The organism is Microbacterium sp. Cr-K20 (assembly GCF_000708325.1).
Classification (GTDB): Bacteria; Actinomycetota; Actinomycetes; order Actinomycetales; family Microbacteriaceae; genus Microbacterium.
This window is the reverse complement of the sequence record NZ_JARE01000082.1, coordinates 1-13,604: the sequence shown is the minus strand read 5'-3', so window position 1 is coordinate 13,604 and position 13,604 is coordinate 1. Positions and strand designations below refer to the sequence as shown.

The following is a 13,604-nucleotide window of genomic DNA, read 5'->3' as shown; positions in this document are numbered from 1 at the left end:
CATGACGACAGTGGCGGTGCAGAGGCAGGCGCAGCGGCGCCGATCGCCTCTGGTCGGATACCTGCTGCGGCGGGCAGGCACGTCCCTGCTCCTGCTGGTGGGCGTGACGATCGTGACGTTCGCGCTCACCAACCTGGTGCCGGGAGACCCGGTCTCGGCCGCGCTCGGTGAGGGCGCGTCGCAGAACCCGGCGACGCGCGAGGCGTTCATCCAGGCGAACGGACTCGACCAGCCACTGTTCGTGCAGTACTTCATCTATATGGGGAACCTGCTGCGCGGGGACCTCGGCACGTCGCTGGTGACCGGACGCCCGGTCACCAGCGACCTCGCCACCGCGGTGCCCGCGACCATCGAGATCGCGATCGGCGCGATCATCGTCAGCCTCGCGGTCAGCATCGTGCTCGGCACCCTCGCCGCGTACCGTCGCGGCCTCGTCACCGACCAGGTCATCCGGGTCGTGACCCTGGTCGGGTTGAGCGTGCCGACCTTCTGGTTGGCGCTCGTCAGCTTCTACGTCTTCTTCCTCGAGCTGCGCATCGCCCCGGGATCCGGCCGCATCTCGCCGTCGATCACGCCGCCGCCGCGCGTGACGGGCCTCTACACGGTCGACTACCTCCTGAACGGCGATGCGGTCGGCTTCTTCGACGCCCTCGCGCACCTCGCGCTGCCGGTCATGGTGCTCTCGCTCGTGACGATCGGACTGCTCACCCGCTTCATCCGCACCTCGGTGCTCGAGGTCCTCGGCAGTGACTACGTGCGCGCCGCCCGGGCCAAGGGGCTCCCCGCCATGCGCGTGATCCTCGACTACGTGCTCCGCGGAGCCTCGCTGCCGATCCTCACCGTGGTGGGTGTCGCGTTCGGGGCACTGCTCTCGGGCACGGTGCTCGTCGAGTCGGTGTTCGCCTGGCCGGGGCTCGGCACCTATGCCTACAACTCCGCCGCGAACCTCGACCTGCCCGGCATCATGGGCGTCGGTCTCGTGGTCGGCATGATCTACCTCCTCATCAACTTCATCGTCGACATCCTCTACGGCGTGCTCGACCCGAGAGTGAGGATCGCATGAGCCGCATCGCCGCCGCCACGCCCGCCGGCCGCTTCCGCTGGCCCCGCGCCTGGCGCACCCCGCTCGGCATCATCGGCACCGTCATCGCGGGCGCCTGGGTGATCGTGGCCTTCACCGCGCAGTGGTGGGTGCCGTATCCGCCGAATGCCCAGGTGCTGCCTCGCCTACAGGCGCCGGGCATCGACACGCTGCTGGGCACCGACGGCAACGGCCGCGACATCTTCTCGCGTCTGATGACGGGTGCGACCGTGAGCCTGCCGCTCGCGCTCATGCTCGTGATCGCCGCGATGATCATCGGCACCGTCATCGGCGCCGTCGCCGGATACTTCGGCGGCTGGGTCGATGAGACCCTGATGCGCATCACCGACCTGTTCATGGCGTTCCCGACCGTGATCCTCGCGATGGTGGTCGCGGCCTCGCTCGGCCCGTCGCTGTTCAACGCGGTGATCGCGGCGATCGTGGTCTCGTGGCCCCAGTACTCCCGCGTCACCCGCAGTATCGTGCTGGGTCTGCGTGGACAGAACTACGTGATCGCCGGACGGCTGCTCGGGCACTCGCCGGCCCGCACCCTGTTCGTCGACATCCTCCCGAACATCGCCGGGCCCGTGCTGGTGCTCGCGACTCTCGACATCGGTGCGGCGATCCTGCTCCTCTCCGGACTCTCCTTCCTCGGTCTCGGCGCACAGCCGCCGACTGCGGAGTGGGGGTCCATGATCTCGGGTGCGATGCAGAACTTCGACGCCTGGTGGCTCGGGGTGTTTCCCGGCCTCGCGATCCTCACGGTCGTGCTGGCGTTCAACTTCCTCGGAGATGCGATGCGCGATGTGCTCGACCCGACGGCCGAGATCACGCACGAGAAGGCCGCGGAGCACAAGGCGTCGGCGACGGGGGTGGCGGCATGACCTCCGTGCAGGGAGCCAGTGTGCTCAGCATCCGCGACCTGACCATCGACATCGGCCGTCCGCTCGTGAAGGGCGTCTCGCTCGAGCTCGAGGCCGGTCGCATCCATGGCCTCGCCGGCGAATCCGGATCGGGCAAGACGCTGACCTCGCTCGCCGTGCTGGGGTTGCTGCCCCGGCAGGCGAAGACCGGCGGATCGATCCTCCTCGGCGGCGAGGAGCTCGTCGGCCTCAAGCGCCGCTCCCTCAACCGGGTGCGCGGCAAGCGTATCGCGATGGTGTTCCAGGATCCTTCCGCGTCGCTGCACCCGCAGCTGCCGGTCGGCCGCCAGCTCACCGACCACATGCGTGTGCACCTCGGGCTCAAGGGCGCGGCGGCACGAGAACGGGCGATCGAACTGCTCGAGACCGTGCAGGTCCCCAACCCCGCCGAGGCCCTCAAGCGCTACCCGCACCAGTTCTCCGGCGGACAGCGCCAGCGCATCGCGATCGCGTGCGCTCTGGCCTGCGACCCCGAGGTGCTGCTGGCCGACGAGCCGACCACGGCCCTCGACGTCACCGTGCAGGCCGGCATCCTGCAGCTGCTGCGCGACCTCGCGGTGGAGCGGAACCTCGCCGTGCTGCTCGTGACGCACGACCTCGGTGTGATGAGCGCGATCGCCGACCGGGTGGCCGTCATGAAGGACGGCCGAGTGGTCGAGCTCGCCGATCGCGAGACGCTGTTCCTCGACCCGCAGCACGACTACACGCGGATGCTGCTCGCGGCTCTGCCGGGTTCGCGCATCGATGAGGCACCGGAAGGGCAGGCCGCAGATGAGTGAGGTCCGAGTCCTCGACGCGCAGGACGTGGTCGTGCGCTACCCCGGCAACCCGCCCGTGATCGCCGTGAACGGTGTGTCGATCAGCGTCGCCGCCGGGGAGACCGTCGCGCTCGTCGGTGAGTCCGGCAGCGGCAAGTCCAGCCTCGCCCGCGCCGTCGTCGGCATCGAGAAGACCGCCGGCGGAACGGTGCTCTTCCGCGATGAGCCCGTGGCACCGCTCGGCATCCGTCGTCGGCCCACCGCGATGACCGGCATCCAGATGGTGTTCCAAGATCCGGCGACGTCCCTGAACCCCCGCCGCCGTGTGGGCGACCAGATCGCCGATGGCATCGCGACCGCCCGTGCGCGCGGCGCCGAGGGCTCGACCGTGGATGAGTGGCTCGAGCGCGTCGGCCTGCCGACGACCGTGAGCACTCGCTTCCCGCACCAGTTCTCGGGTGGGCAGAAGCAGCGCATCGCGATCGCCAGGGCGCTGGCCGCGCGGCCAGCGCTCCTCGTCGCCGATGAGCCGATCTCGGCACTCGACGCCTCGACGCAGACGAGTGTGGCAGGCCTGATGCGTGACCTGGTCGCGGAGTCGGGAGCCGGGATGCTGTTCATCTCGCACGACCTCGCGGTGGTCCGCCGCATCGCCGACCGCACGTTCGTGATGTTCGGCGGCCGTGTGCTCGAGTCGGGTCCGACGGATCAGCTCTGGGCCGCGCCGCAGCATCCGTACACGCAGGCGCTGCTGGCCGCGATCCCGGAACCCGACGGTGCCGGCCGCATCCCCGCCGCGCCTTCGGTCGATGACCGCACGGTGTGGGCCGAGATTCCGCCGGTCATGTACTGAGCGCGTGACACGAAGGAGATCTCCCGACCTGAAGGACCGGATCGGGCACGAGCTCCTTCAAATCGCGCGATCTCCTTCACTCCGCGTGACCCGGAGTTCCGCGTGACCCGGAGTTCCGCGTGACCCGGAGTTCCGCGGGGATCCCCGAACGCACTGCGGGCCGAGGCGAATAGCCCCGGCCCCCAGCATCAGCTCCGCATCAGAGCGGTGCGACGATGTCCTGCTTCACGTCCCACTCGGTGATCTCCATCGCGACCTCGACCGACTGGCCGTCGAGCGAGGCGGTGCTGGTCGACGCGAGGTTGACGTAGTCCGCCGTGACCTCGAAGACGACGTCGACCGTGGTGCCCTGCTGGTCGATCGTGCCGGTCAGGAGGAAGACCTCCTCGGCCAGGCGCTCGCCGGTGCCGGTCACCGTGAACTCGCCGGTCATGGCCTCGGCGGCGGCAGCCGGGTCGAGCGACGTGACGTCGGCGGCGGCGGCGCTCAGCGCGGCGATGACCGGGTCGCTCGACTTCGGATCCGCGACCTGCCACTCGCTCGTCGCGGACTTCACCCAGACGTCGTCGCCGATGGCGACCAGCGAGCCGGCCGGAGAGATCGACTCGAGGGCCTTCTCCGACGGGTTGAACTTCGCCGTCGACTCGATGCCCATGACGGTGGTCTTCGCCGCGTATCCGGCGGTGTCCGACATGGCGTCGGCGATGCAGGCGCCCAGCGCCTTGCCGTCGACGGTCGCGTCCACCTTCAGCTCAGGGCAGTCCGTCGCCGGAGCCTCGGCCTCCTGCGAAGCACCGCTGCTGGGCTTCGACTCAGCCGGCTTGTCCGATCCGCCCGACGAGCATCCGGTGAGCAGCACGGCGGCGGCGAGAATCACGCCGACCCCCCATTTGTTGACGCGCATTGGCGTCCCCCCTCTGGTCGAGTGCCCGATGACCGTCACCGGGCACGCCCTCCAGCATGCCAAGGGCGGGCGCCGACCCGTGCGGGCGACACGGAGGAATCTCCGCTAGACTGTCGAGGTTGTCTGCTTTCCGGCGTCCATTCGGGATTCCTGGGGCGGGCACGTGCACACACCCTCCTGCTCCCGGGAAAGTCCCGAGAGCCGTTCTAGTCCGAAGGAGGTGGGTAAGTGACGCACCAGTACGAACTCATGGTCATTCTGACTCCCGAGATCGACGAGCGCCAGGTCGCACCTACGCTCGACAAGTTCCTGAAGGTCATCACCAACGATGGTGGCTCGATTGACAAGGTCGACATCTGGGGTAAGCGCCGTCTGGCCTACGAGATCCAGAAGAAGAACGAAGGCATCTACGCCGTCGTCAACTTCACCGCTACCAGCGAGGCCACGCAGGAGCTCGACCGTCAGCTGAAGCTGAACGAGCAGATCATGCGCACCAAGGTCCTCCGCTCGGAAGAGGCTCAGGCGATGGTCGCTTCGGAGGCCAAGCGCTCCGAAGAGAAGGCTGCTCGCAAGGCCGCCAAGGCTGCGAAGGCCTGACGTCCATGGCCGGCGAAACCGTCATCACCGTTGTGGGAAACCTCACGGCCGACCCCGAGCTGCGCTACACGCAGAACGGGCTGCCGGTGGCGAACTTCACCATCGCTTCGACGCCTCGGAACTTCGACCGTGCCGCGAATGAGTGGAAGGACGGCGATGCGCTGTTCCTCCGTGCATCCGTCTGGCGCGAGTTCGCCGAGCACGTGGCGGGTTCGCTGACGAAGGGCATGCGCGTCATCGCGCAGGGCCGTCTGCGTCAGCGCTCCTACCAGGACCGCGAGGGCAACCAGCGCACCGCTATCGAGCTGGAGGTCGACGAGATCGGCCCCTCGCTCCGGTACGCGACCGCGCAGGTCACCCGTGCGGCCTCGACCGGCGGTGCCGGCGGTGCCGGTGGCGGCGGACAGGCTCGTCCCGCGCAGCAGCAGGTGTCGGAAGAGCCGTGGTCGACCCCCGGTTCCTCGACGAGCGCAGACGCCTGGAGCACTCCGGGCAGCTTCGGCGACGACACCCCGTTCTGAACAACTTCTGGATCCGGCCGCCGAGCTCGTCTCGGAAACCGGCATCCGCTCATCACTAAGGAAAAACAATGGCTGGAAAGTCGAGCGGCGACCGCCGCAAGCCGCGGAAGGGTGGCAAGCCCACCGCTCCCGCGAAGTCCATCCGGGTCGGTGTCATCGATTACAAGGATGTCGCCACCCTTCGCAAGTTCGTCTCGGAGCGCGGCAAGATCCGTGCCCGTCGTATCACCGGTGTCTCGGTGCAGGAGCAGCGTCTGATCGCCACGGCGATCAAGAACGCGCGCGAAATGGCGCTCCTGCCCTACGCTGGCGCCGGCCGGTAAGGGGTATCGAGATGGCAAAGCTGATTCTCACGAACGAGGTCGCCGGGCTGGGTAGCGCCGGTGACGTTGTCGAGGTCAAGAACGGGTACGCCCGGAACTTCCTCATCCCGCAGGGCTTCGCTACGGCGTGGACCCGCGGTGGCGAAAAGCAGGTCGCTTCGATCCAGGCCGCGCGTCAGGCACGCGCGATCCACGATCGTGACGACGCTGTCGCGCTGAAGAACGCTCTCGAGGGCACCAAGGTGCGTCTCGCGGTCAAGGCCGGCAAGGAGGGTCGTCTCTTCGGCTCCGTCAAGACCGACCACGTCGCGGATGCTGTCGCAGCCGCCGGCCTGGGTTCGATCGACAAGCGCAAGGTGCACATCCCGTCGCCCATCAAGGTGACCGGTGACCACGAGGCGACCGTGCGTCTGCACGAAGACGTCACTGCAGTCATCACGCTGCAGGTCGTCGCCGCCAAGTAAGGCACTTCCCGGAACGCCCCCTGTCCTTCGGGACAGGGGGCGTTCTGTGTGTGTGGGGTGTGTTTCCTGGGTCTCGGCCGTACGGACGTCGGGAGTTCGGACGGATGTCGGACGAAACGCGGCACTTTCTCCCGACCGGTGTGCGAACTCCCGACATCCGGCGGTCACCTGCCCGTCCTGCATCACAGAACCCCGCGCTCGGCGCCCACTGCTATTGGCCAAAGGTCGTAGATGAGCCGTCACAAAGTCTGTTCGAAGGTTCTCAGTCGTTCGGCGTAATGAGCGGGCACCCTCCGTCGTCTCTCCATGTGAGGGTGGTTCGGCCGAAAGGGGGCCGGGCTGTCGGAGGGTGAGGGAACCGTGAATGATCAACGCCGCGTGCATCGGCTGTTCGAAGAGCTGGAGGCCGAGTGCGGCACTGAGGTGGAGTGCCTCGCCGACCGGGTGTCGGCGCTGACCGGTATGGACATCGAGATCGACGTTCTCGACGAGGCGGAATGGGCGACCATCGCGCCGTTCGAGCTCGCCGTGGGTGATCGCACGCGGATCCCTGTGCGTGGTTCCGATCCTCGGTGGTTTCGACTGCACGTCGTGACCCACGAGCTCGCCCACGTGCTCTGTGGGCACACGCGGTGCGAGGTTCTGCCCATGACCTTCGACCAGCTGAGGTCCCCGGCGCGATCCTGTCTCGCCGGAACCGGAGCCGGACCCGGAGCCGGAGCTGGAGGCGGGCCAGGCTTTACTTCTTCACCGATCTCCGAGGCGGAAGCCGAGGCCGAGGCCGAGGCCGAAGAGCTCTCGCTGCGGCTGAGCGCGTTCGTCCGTGCGCCCAGCCTGGCGCACGCCTAGGTGCGCTGATGCCCGGGCTCCTATCGCCCGGCCACTCTGGGAATCCCGTCTTCGGGTCCGGCGCCCCGAGTCCGGCGCCCCGAGTCCGACGCCCCGAATAGACTGACGCTCCCGGCGCGCAGCGGCTCCGGGGGGAGGGGGCGCCATGGGGAAGCGCAAGACGCCGGAGCAGCTCGCGGATGAGGAACGCCGCTACCGGCTGGCACGGGGCGCGCACACCCCGGAGGAGTTCGCGCAGCTCGTCGACGACCCGAATCAGGGGATCCGTGCGGCGGCGGCTCACAATCCGGATGCCGACGCGCAGGCTCTCGCCCGCTTCGCCACGGATCGGTTCTGGGGTGTGCGGATCGAGGTCGCCCATCACCCGAACGCCACTCGTGAGATCGTGGTGAGTCTGCTCGAGGCCGACCCACGCAGGCGGGGTGTCGTGCACCATGCCGCCCGTGAGCGTCTCATCGCCGAGGGTGTCGTTTTCGACGACGAGGGCCTGCCCCTCCTCAACTGAGCTCGACCTGGTGCGGTCGGTCCGGCGGTTCGCTCGGAGATTCGCAGTTCCCTCGGCCACTTTCCTGCAAAGAGGCCGAGGGAACTGCTGTTCTCCGAGCGAACTGCGGTGGGCAGGGCGCGACGGATGCCCCGCGGTGGGGTCCACGGGGCATCCGCCCTTGTCGCGCCGGCGTCGAGCGACGAGCGGGGGACTCGCCAGTAGGGATGGACGCCGTGCGCACCGGCGATGCGGGGTCTCCTCCCCCGAGGACGACCGCACCGCCGGCGTCTTCGCTACGCCGTCATCCGACGACGGCGCAGGAGTCCGGCCCCTCCGAGGAGGAGCAGGGCAGCGGCGAGTGCGATCAGTCCTTCGGTCTGAGCGCCGCCGGTCATGGCGAGCCCTTCCGCCTGGCCGGTGGTCACCGCGCCAGAGGCTGTCGCGGCACCGGCCGACGTGCCCGGGGCCGTTCCGGGGTCAGTGCCCGGGTCAGTCCCGGGATCGGTTCCCGGGTCGGTTCCCGGGTCCGTTCCCGGGTCGGTTCCCGGGTCCGTTCCGGGGTCCGTGCCCGGGTCAGTTCCGGGGCCGGGGTCGGTCACCGTCGCCTCGCCGACCACGGAGATGGCGTTCCCGCCGATCGTGATCGGGAGCGTCACCGGCAGCCCCAGCTGGGTGCCGCCGAGGATGCCGTCGGTTCCGGTGGTGGTGTTGCCTCCGGTCGCGGGCGCGGTGGGTGCGGTGGTGATGCCGCCGGTGCCGGTGACGGTGGCGTCGTCGAGTGCGGAGATCGCGTTGCCGGTCACGGCCACGGGGGCGGTGACGGGTGCGGTGATCTGGGTGCCGCCGAGGATGCCGTCGGTTCCGGTGGTGGTGTTGCCTCCGGTGGCGGGTGCGGTGGGTGCGGGGGTGCCGGCCGTGCCGGATCCGGTCGCCGCGCTGTCGCCGAGCAGGGAGATCGCGTTGCCCGACACCGTCACCGGTGCCGTCACGGGCGCGATCGCCTGCGTGCCGCCGAGGATGGCGTCATCGCCCGAGGTTCCCCCCGTCGTGGCGGGAGCGGAAGAGCCCCCGGTGCCGGCCGTGCCGGATCCGGCCGAGCTCGTGTCGCCGAGCAGCGAGATCGCGTTGCCCGACACCGTCACCGGTGCCGTGATGGGCGCGACCACCTGGGTGCCGCTGCCGGTCCCGTCGTCACCGGACGTCGTGCCCGATGCCGCCGGAGCGGAGGATGCCGGTGCTGCGGCTCCCTCTCCACTCGGTGCAGCGCTCTCAGCGTCGCCGAGCAGCGACACTGCGTTGTCCGTCACGGTGATCGGTGCATTGACCGCGAGCAGTGCCTGCGTGCCCGAGAGCACGCCGTCGGCGCCGTTCGTGGTCACGAGAGGTGCCCCGGCCGGGGTCTCGGCCTGGGGAGCCGAGTTCTGGGGAGTTGCGGCCGGGGCACTGGTCGATGAGCTGTCGTCGAGCACGCTCACGGCGTTGCCCGACACGGTGACGGGCAGGTTCACGGTCACCACGGCCTGGGTGCCGGATGCCGTGCCCGAGGACCCACTGGTCACCGGCGCCGGCGCCGGTGCGGGTGCCGGTGCGGGTGCGGAGACCGGAGCGGGTGCGGGTGCAGCTGCCGGGGCGGGTGCGGGCGCCGCGACGACGTCGCCGAGCACGGAGATCGCATTGCCGACCGCCGAGATCGGTGCCGAGATCGCTGTCTCCACCTGCGTGCCGGAGAGCAGTCCGTCGTCTCCGGATGTCTCGGCCGCGTTGGCGGCCGTCGCACCGAGGAGCGTGATGCCCCCGGCGATGAGCGTGCCCCACAGGGCTCGCTTGAGGTAAGTGCGCATGATCGTTTCTCCTGACTGGATGGATCGTCTGATGGGTGCGCGCGATCACAGTGCGCGCGCAGCACGGCATCTGTCGTCCCCGTGGGAACGACGTGACGGTCCGTCAGTCAGGAGAGACGTCGGTGTCGGCGACAGGCGACGAAGGAAGCACGTCGTCGGCTGCGCCGGATGTCCGCTCGCCAGCACGGAGCGGAGCAGGGTCCACATCGCTGAGGCGCGCGTGGGCAGGGCTGGACCCTCCGCCGGGGCCGGCGGAGGAAGAAGCGGGTACGGGGGTGCCCGGCGGACTCCCGGACGGAGCGCCCGCGGGCGCGGTCGCAGTGTCTTCCGTGGCCGGGGCGGACTCGTGCGAGACGAGGTCCGCGACCGAGAACGACACGGCGGATGCGCGCGCGGATGCGGCGACCGAAGCGCCGAGGATGGGCGAGGACGTCACCTGCGTCGCGGAGACGGCGGCGACGGTGGTCGGGCTCACGGGGGGATCGACGACACCGGTGCCCGGAGTCGGATCGGGGTTCGTCGGATCGAGCGCCTCGAGCACCGGCGGCACGGTCCCGTTCGTCACGTCTCCGAGGAGGGCGGTCGTGTCGTCGACCACTCCGACCACATCGCGCACCGCGGTGACCACGCCGAGGTCGGTGACGAGTCCGCCGACGACGGGGACGCCCGCGACGGTGTCGAGGATCGGGTCGGTGATCTGCGCGACCGGCGAATCCGTCAGAACCTCGGTGACCGGTTCGACGACCGCGTCGACCGTCTCGGTGACGGCGTGCACGACCGGCGCGGTCGCAGGACCCACGACGGGGGTCTTCGCGACGGTGTTCGTCACGGTCTCGACGACGGCGGGAACGGCTTGTTGCACGGGAGCGACGACCTTCGTGACGACGGGTGCGACGACCTTGGTGACGACGGGGGTCACGGGTGCGGTGACGGCCGACACGGTTTCACTGACGATCGAGGTCAGCCCGTCGAGCGGGCCGTCCTGCTGCTCATCGGCGTGCGCGGATCCGCCCCCGAAGAAGAGGGTGAGCGTCGCCCAGGCGAGCGCTCCGACGGCACCCCAGAGGACGACGGCAGGAACGCCGCGTCGGGTGGCCGGAACGTCCACGTCGACCTCCCCCTCCGAAGGCAACGTACCTCGACGCAGGTGCATCGATTGCGGGTGACGATACTCGCGAGCAGACCGTCTGTCTAGGGGGTTTTGCGCGCGTTTCCGGGGATGTCGGGTTGTGACGCGCCCGGTGAAATCTCGGCTTGACTTTCCCCAGGTTCTACACATCCCCCTCCCGAGAGGGGCAACCTTCAATGCGCGATTTAAACTGATTCTCATCCACAGGCTGGGGAAACAGCTAAACCCTGGTCAGGACCAAGAAAAAAGTTTGAACTCACACCCATCCACGGGGTTATCCACACCCGTTGTGCACAGACACTCCGGCTTTGTCCGCACGCTTTCCACATGGTTATCCACAGGCCGTGTTGCATGTGGAAACAGTCGCTCGTAGCGTGGGCGAGCGACCGAATGTCGGAGGCACCTGTTTCGCTGCGCGAAGCGGCAATTCTTGGCCGAGAGCCACGCGGCCCGCCGTCGGAACGCCTCATCAGAACATCGCATCGGAAACGTCGCATCGAAGGGAAGACTGTGTCGATCGCCGACATCTCAGAGGAGCGGATGGGCGCGAAGCGCGCGCCCGAGCGTACCCCTCCTCACGACCTTCTCGCCGAGCAGAGCGCGCTGGGCGGAATGCTCCTCTCGAAGGATGCCGTCGCCGACGTGATCGAGACGCTCAAGGGCGCCGACTTCTACATCCCGAAGCACGAGCTCATCTTCGAGGCGATCCTCTCGCTCTACTCGCACGGCGAGCCGACCGACGTCGTCGCCGTCACCGACGAGCTCATCAAGACCGGCGAGCTGGGTCGCGCCGGCGGCGCCGACTACCTGCACACCCTCACCTCGATCGTCCCGACCGCGGCTAACGCCGGCTACTACGCGGGCATCGTCTCGGAGCGCGCCATCCTCCGCCGCCTCGTCGACGCCGGCACGCGCATCGTGCAGCTCGGCTACGCGGGTGAGGGCGACGCGACCGACATCGTCAACAACGCGCAGGCCGAGATCTACTCGATCACCGGATCCGAGACCGCCGAAGACTACGTCCCGCTGCAGATCGCCGTCGACGCGGCGCTCGAAGAGATCGAGGCCGCCAGCGGTCGCGACGGCTCGATGACGGGTGTCCCCACCGGCTTCCGGGAGCTCGACGAGCTCACCAACGGCCTCCACGGTGGGCAGATGATCGTCGTCGCCGCGCGTCCCGCCATGGGTAAGTCGACCCTCGCGCTCGACTTCGCGCGGTCGGCATCCATCGGCCACAACATCCCCTCGGTCTTCTTCTCGCTCGAGATGGGCAAGAGCGAGATCGCGATGCGTCTGCTCAGCGCCGAGGGCCAGATCCCGCTGCAGAACATGCGCAAGGGAAACCTCGACCCCCGCGACTGGACGACCGTCGCCGCGACCCGAGGCCGCATCAACGACGCGCCGCTCTACATCGACGACAGCCCCAACATGACGCTGGTCGAGATCCGAGCGAAGTGCCGTCGACTCAAGCAGCGCGAGGGCCTGCGCATGGTCATCATCGACTACCTGCAGCTGATGACCTCGGGCAAGCGTGTCGAGTCGCGTCAGCAGGAGGTCTCGGAGTTCTCGCGAAGCCTCAAGCTCATCGCCAAGGAGCTGCAGGTGCCCGTGATCGCCCTCTCGCAACTGAACCGTGGTCCCGAGCAGCGCACCGACAAGAAGCCCGCGATCAGCGACCTGCGTGAGTCCGGCTCGATCGAGCAGGACGCCGACATGGTCATCCTGCTGCACCGCGACTCGGTCTACGACAAAGACGTGCGTCCCGGCGAGGCCGACCTGATCGTCGCCAAGCACCGTAACGGTCCGACCGCCACGATCACCGTCGCGTTCCAGGGCCACTACTCCCGCTTCATGGACATGGCCCCGGGCGGCGACTTCAACTGACGTAGGGCGGTGTCGGCCAGCTATGCCGTCTGGGCTCTTTCGTTGGCGGGATAGCAGACAGGCCGTCGGTGGGTGCGCCTCACATAGGTTGGACGTATGAGTTCCGAACGGCGCGACGGCTCCGAAACTTCGATAACTGACCTATGGCTTGAGCGCATTGAGTTGGACGTCGGCGGACTTTCACGGCCGCAACTCTTGGACGCGTTGCGTTTAGCCGGTGTCTCATTGAATGCGCATGCTGAGGCTCTCATCGCGCACCCGGTGTTCGAAGAACCCGTTCGCGAGCGGATCCGTATCGTGGACCGCACGGTCGCGGAGCTCGGTTTTCGCGGAGGTGCAACGCTGCCGAGGATCTACGCGGCGGCGGAGGAACTCGGTCTCGGGCTGTGTCCTGTCGTGACCGGCCCCTACCTCCGGTTGGCCTGGGCGACGCAGGCCGACTCATCCAACTCGGTGCTGTCCGCGGAGAGTTCCCCCGACGGAGCGGTCAATGTTGCGTCACCCGTGCTGAACGACGACGTCGAGTTTCCCAAGGGGTTTTACCTGCGCGTCGTCGATGGCCAGTCGTGGTTGCGCGGCTATCGATGTGACGACCTCTACGTCCTCGCGCCCGACGTCCGGTTCGCCTTTCGCCAGCCCGCCTGACGCTGCATACCTCCTCACCGTGCAGCTGCCGGCGGCATCCGAGTGCCCGCAGCCGCTCCCGATCGAGAAGTGAGCCGGCGTCTCCGGGCGGCCCCGGGCCAGTCCTCCTGACTCCGCGACATGTCGCGGGCGACGGTGTCGGCCGGGTGCTACCGCCCGGCGACCAGCTGGTTGCCGGAGCGCGCGACCAGCGGACCGAGAACGGTGGCGGCGTCGAGCTCGGCCACGCCGTCGATGCGGAACACCGTACGCTCGCCGGGAAGCAGGGTCACCAGGCCGCGGTCGACGCGGGCGTCGGGGGACAGCCGGTCGACGAGCAGGGTGAGGTCGCGCACCAGCGCGCCC

At 68.7% G+C, this 13,604-nt stretch carries 16 protein-coding genes; 12 read left to right on the top strand and 4 right to left on the bottom strand.

The genetic code is table 11. The annotated features are described in order from the left end of the window. The first annotated feature begins 1 nt into the window (after position 1). The 4 genes from GZ67_RS0118650 to GZ67_RS0118635 are packed head-to-tail and all read left to right on the top strand — an operon-like array spanning position 2 to position 3,615. A complete protein-coding gene (locus tag GZ67_RS0118650) occupies positions 2–1,063 on the top strand; it encodes an ABC transporter permease (protein ID WP_029264260.1) in 1,062 nt (353 codons plus the stop codon). Next, positions 1,060–1,965 (top strand): ABC transporter permease, encoded by a 906-nt coding sequence (locus tag GZ67_RS0118645; protein ID WP_029264261.1) that lies wholly within the window; start codon positions 1,060–1,062, stop codon positions 1,963–1,965. Before GZ67_RS0118650 ends, GZ67_RS0118645 begins: the two co-directional genes overlap by 4 nt. After that, positions 1,962–2,783 carry an ABC transporter ATP-binding protein gene (locus GZ67_RS0118640; protein ID WP_029273986.1) on the top strand — a complete coding sequence of 274 codons (822 nt, stop codon included), beginning with the start codon at positions 1,962–1,964 and terminating at the stop codon, positions 2,781–2,783. The genes GZ67_RS0118645 and GZ67_RS0118640 overlap by 4 nt, the downstream gene beginning before the upstream one ends. Continuing rightward, complete coding sequence (locus GZ67_RS0118635) at positions 2,776–3,615, top strand: ABC transporter ATP-binding protein (protein ID WP_029264263.1); 840 nt, start codon at positions 2,776–2,778, stop codon at positions 3,613–3,615. The genes GZ67_RS0118640 and GZ67_RS0118635 overlap by 8 nt, the downstream gene beginning before the upstream one ends. A gap of 199 nt (positions 3,616–3,814) precedes the next feature. On the opposite strand, the gene GZ67_RS0118630 is transcribed toward GZ67_RS0118635, so the two are convergent. After that, positions 3,815–4,519 (bottom strand): hypothetical protein, encoded by a 705-nt coding sequence (locus GZ67_RS0118630; protein WP_051662638.1) that lies wholly within the window; start codon positions 4,517–4,519, stop codon positions 3,815–3,817. Positions 4,520–4,747: 228 nt separating this feature from the next. Here GZ67_RS0118630 and rpsF point away from each other — a divergent pair, with 228 nt between their 5' ends. The 6 genes from rpsF to GZ67_RS0118600 all read left to right on the top strand — a co-directional run bounded on the left by rpsF (position 4,748) and on the right by GZ67_RS0118600 (position 7,778). Further along, complete coding sequence (gene rpsF, locus GZ67_RS0118625) at positions 4,748–5,116, top strand: 30S ribosomal protein S6 (RefSeq protein WP_029264265.1); 369 nt, start codon at positions 4,748–4,750, stop codon at positions 5,114–5,116. 5 nt (positions 5,117–5,121) lie between these two features. Beyond that, complete coding sequence (locus tag GZ67_RS0118620) at positions 5,122–5,637, top strand: single-stranded DNA-binding protein (RefSeq protein WP_029264266.1); 516 nt, start codon at positions 5,122–5,124, stop codon at positions 5,635–5,637. Between the two features lie 68 nt (positions 5,638–5,705). After that, on the top strand, positions 5,706–5,960 hold the full coding sequence (gene rpsR / locus GZ67_RS0118615; RefSeq protein WP_017829850.1) for a 30S ribosomal protein S18: 255 nt from the start codon (positions 5,706–5,708) through the stop codon (positions 5,958–5,960). Between the two features lie 11 nt (positions 5,961–5,971). After that, on the top strand, positions 5,972–6,424 hold the full coding sequence (gene rplI, locus GZ67_RS0118610) for a 50S ribosomal protein L9 (protein WP_029264267.1): 453 nt from the start codon (positions 5,972–5,974) through the stop codon (positions 6,422–6,424). Positions 6,425–6,784: 360 nt separating this feature from the next. Next, on the top strand, positions 6,785–7,273 hold the full coding sequence (locus GZ67_RS0118605; protein WP_136025796.1) for a hypothetical protein: 489 nt from the start codon (positions 6,785–6,787) through the stop codon (positions 7,271–7,273). A gap of 145 nt (positions 7,274–7,418) precedes the next feature. Further along, complete coding sequence (locus GZ67_RS0118600; RefSeq protein WP_029264269.1) at positions 7,419–7,778, top strand: hypothetical protein; 360 nt, start codon at positions 7,419–7,421, stop codon at positions 7,776–7,778. Between the two features lie 275 nt (positions 7,779–8,053). Here the strand turns inward: GZ67_RS0118600 and GZ67_RS0118595 are convergent, their stop codons facing one another. Both GZ67_RS0118595 and GZ67_RS0118590 read right to left on the bottom strand, forming a co-directional pair. Continuing rightward, positions 8,054–9,601, bottom strand: a complete 1,548-nt coding sequence (locus GZ67_RS0118595) for a chaplin family protein (protein ID WP_029264270.1) — start codon at positions 9,599–9,601, stop codon at positions 8,054–8,056. 103 nt (positions 9,602–9,704) lie between these two features. Then, positions 9,705–10,709: a hypothetical protein gene (locus tag GZ67_RS0118590; protein ID WP_231481875.1), complete on the bottom strand. Its 1,005-nt coding sequence runs from the start codon at positions 10,707–10,709 to the stop codon at positions 9,705–9,707. Positions 10,710–11,240: 531 nt separating this feature from the next. Between GZ67_RS0118590 and dnaB the strand changes: the two genes are divergently transcribed. Then, positions 11,241–12,614, top strand: coding sequence for a replicative DNA helicase (dnaB, locus tag GZ67_RS0118585; protein ID WP_029264272.1), 1,374 nt, complete (start codon positions 11,241–11,243; stop codon positions 12,612–12,614). Positions 12,615–12,710: 96 nt separating this feature from the next. Beyond that, positions 12,711–13,259 carry a hypothetical protein gene (locus GZ67_RS0118580; RefSeq protein WP_231481874.1) on the top strand — a complete coding sequence of 183 codons (549 nt, stop codon included), beginning with the start codon at positions 12,711–12,713 and terminating at the stop codon, positions 13,257–13,259. 149 nt (positions 13,260–13,408) lie between these two features. On the opposite strand, the gene GZ67_RS20935 is transcribed toward GZ67_RS0118580, so the two are convergent. Then, positions 13,409–13,604: hypothetical protein (locus tag GZ67_RS20935; RefSeq protein ID WP_036330536.1), on the bottom strand; the 196-nt coding region annotated here is incomplete at its 5' end.

Bases quoted from the DNA above. Each gene is read 5' to 3' on its own strand.
- GZ67_RS0118650 (WP_029264260.1), top strand. From the start codon at position 2: ATGACGACAGTGGCGGTGCAGAGGCAGGCGCAGCGGCGCCGATCGCCT.
- GZ67_RS0118630 (WP_051662638.1), bottom strand. From the start codon at position 4,519: ATGCGCGTCAACAAATGGGGGGTCGGCGTGATTCTCGCCGCCGCCGTG.
- GZ67_RS0118620 (WP_029264266.1), top strand. From the start codon at position 5,122: ATGGCCGGCGAAACCGTCATCACCGTTGTGGGAAACCTCACGGCCGAC.
- GZ67_RS0118580 (WP_231481874.1), top strand. From the start codon at position 12,711: ATGAGTTCCGAACGGCGCGACGGCTCCGAAACTTCGATAACTGACCTA.
- GZ67_RS0118635 (WP_029264263.1), top strand. From the start codon at position 2,776: ATGAGTGAGGTCCGAGTCCTCGACGCGCAGGACGTGGTCGTGCGCTAC.
- rplI (WP_029264267.1), top strand. From the start codon at position 5,972: ATGGCAAAGCTGATTCTCACGAACGAGGTCGCCGGGCTGGGTAGCGCC.
- GZ67_RS0118595 (WP_029264270.1), bottom strand. From the start codon at position 9,601: ATGCGCACTTACCTCAAGCGAGCCCTGTGGGGCACGCTCATCGCCGGG.
- GZ67_RS0118645 (WP_029264261.1), top strand. From the start codon at position 1,060: ATGAGCCGCATCGCCGCCGCCACGCCCGCCGGCCGCTTCCGCTGGCCC.
- GZ67_RS0118600 (WP_029264269.1), top strand. From the start codon at position 7,419: ATGGGGAAGCGCAAGACGCCGGAGCAGCTCGCGGATGAGGAACGCCGC.
- rpsR (WP_017829850.1), top strand. From the start codon at position 5,706: ATGGCTGGAAAGTCGAGCGGCGACCGCCGCAAGCCGCGGAAGGGTGGC.
- GZ67_RS0118640 (WP_029273986.1), top strand. From the start codon at position 1,962: ATGACCTCCGTGCAGGGAGCCAGTGTGCTCAGCATCCGCGACCTGACC.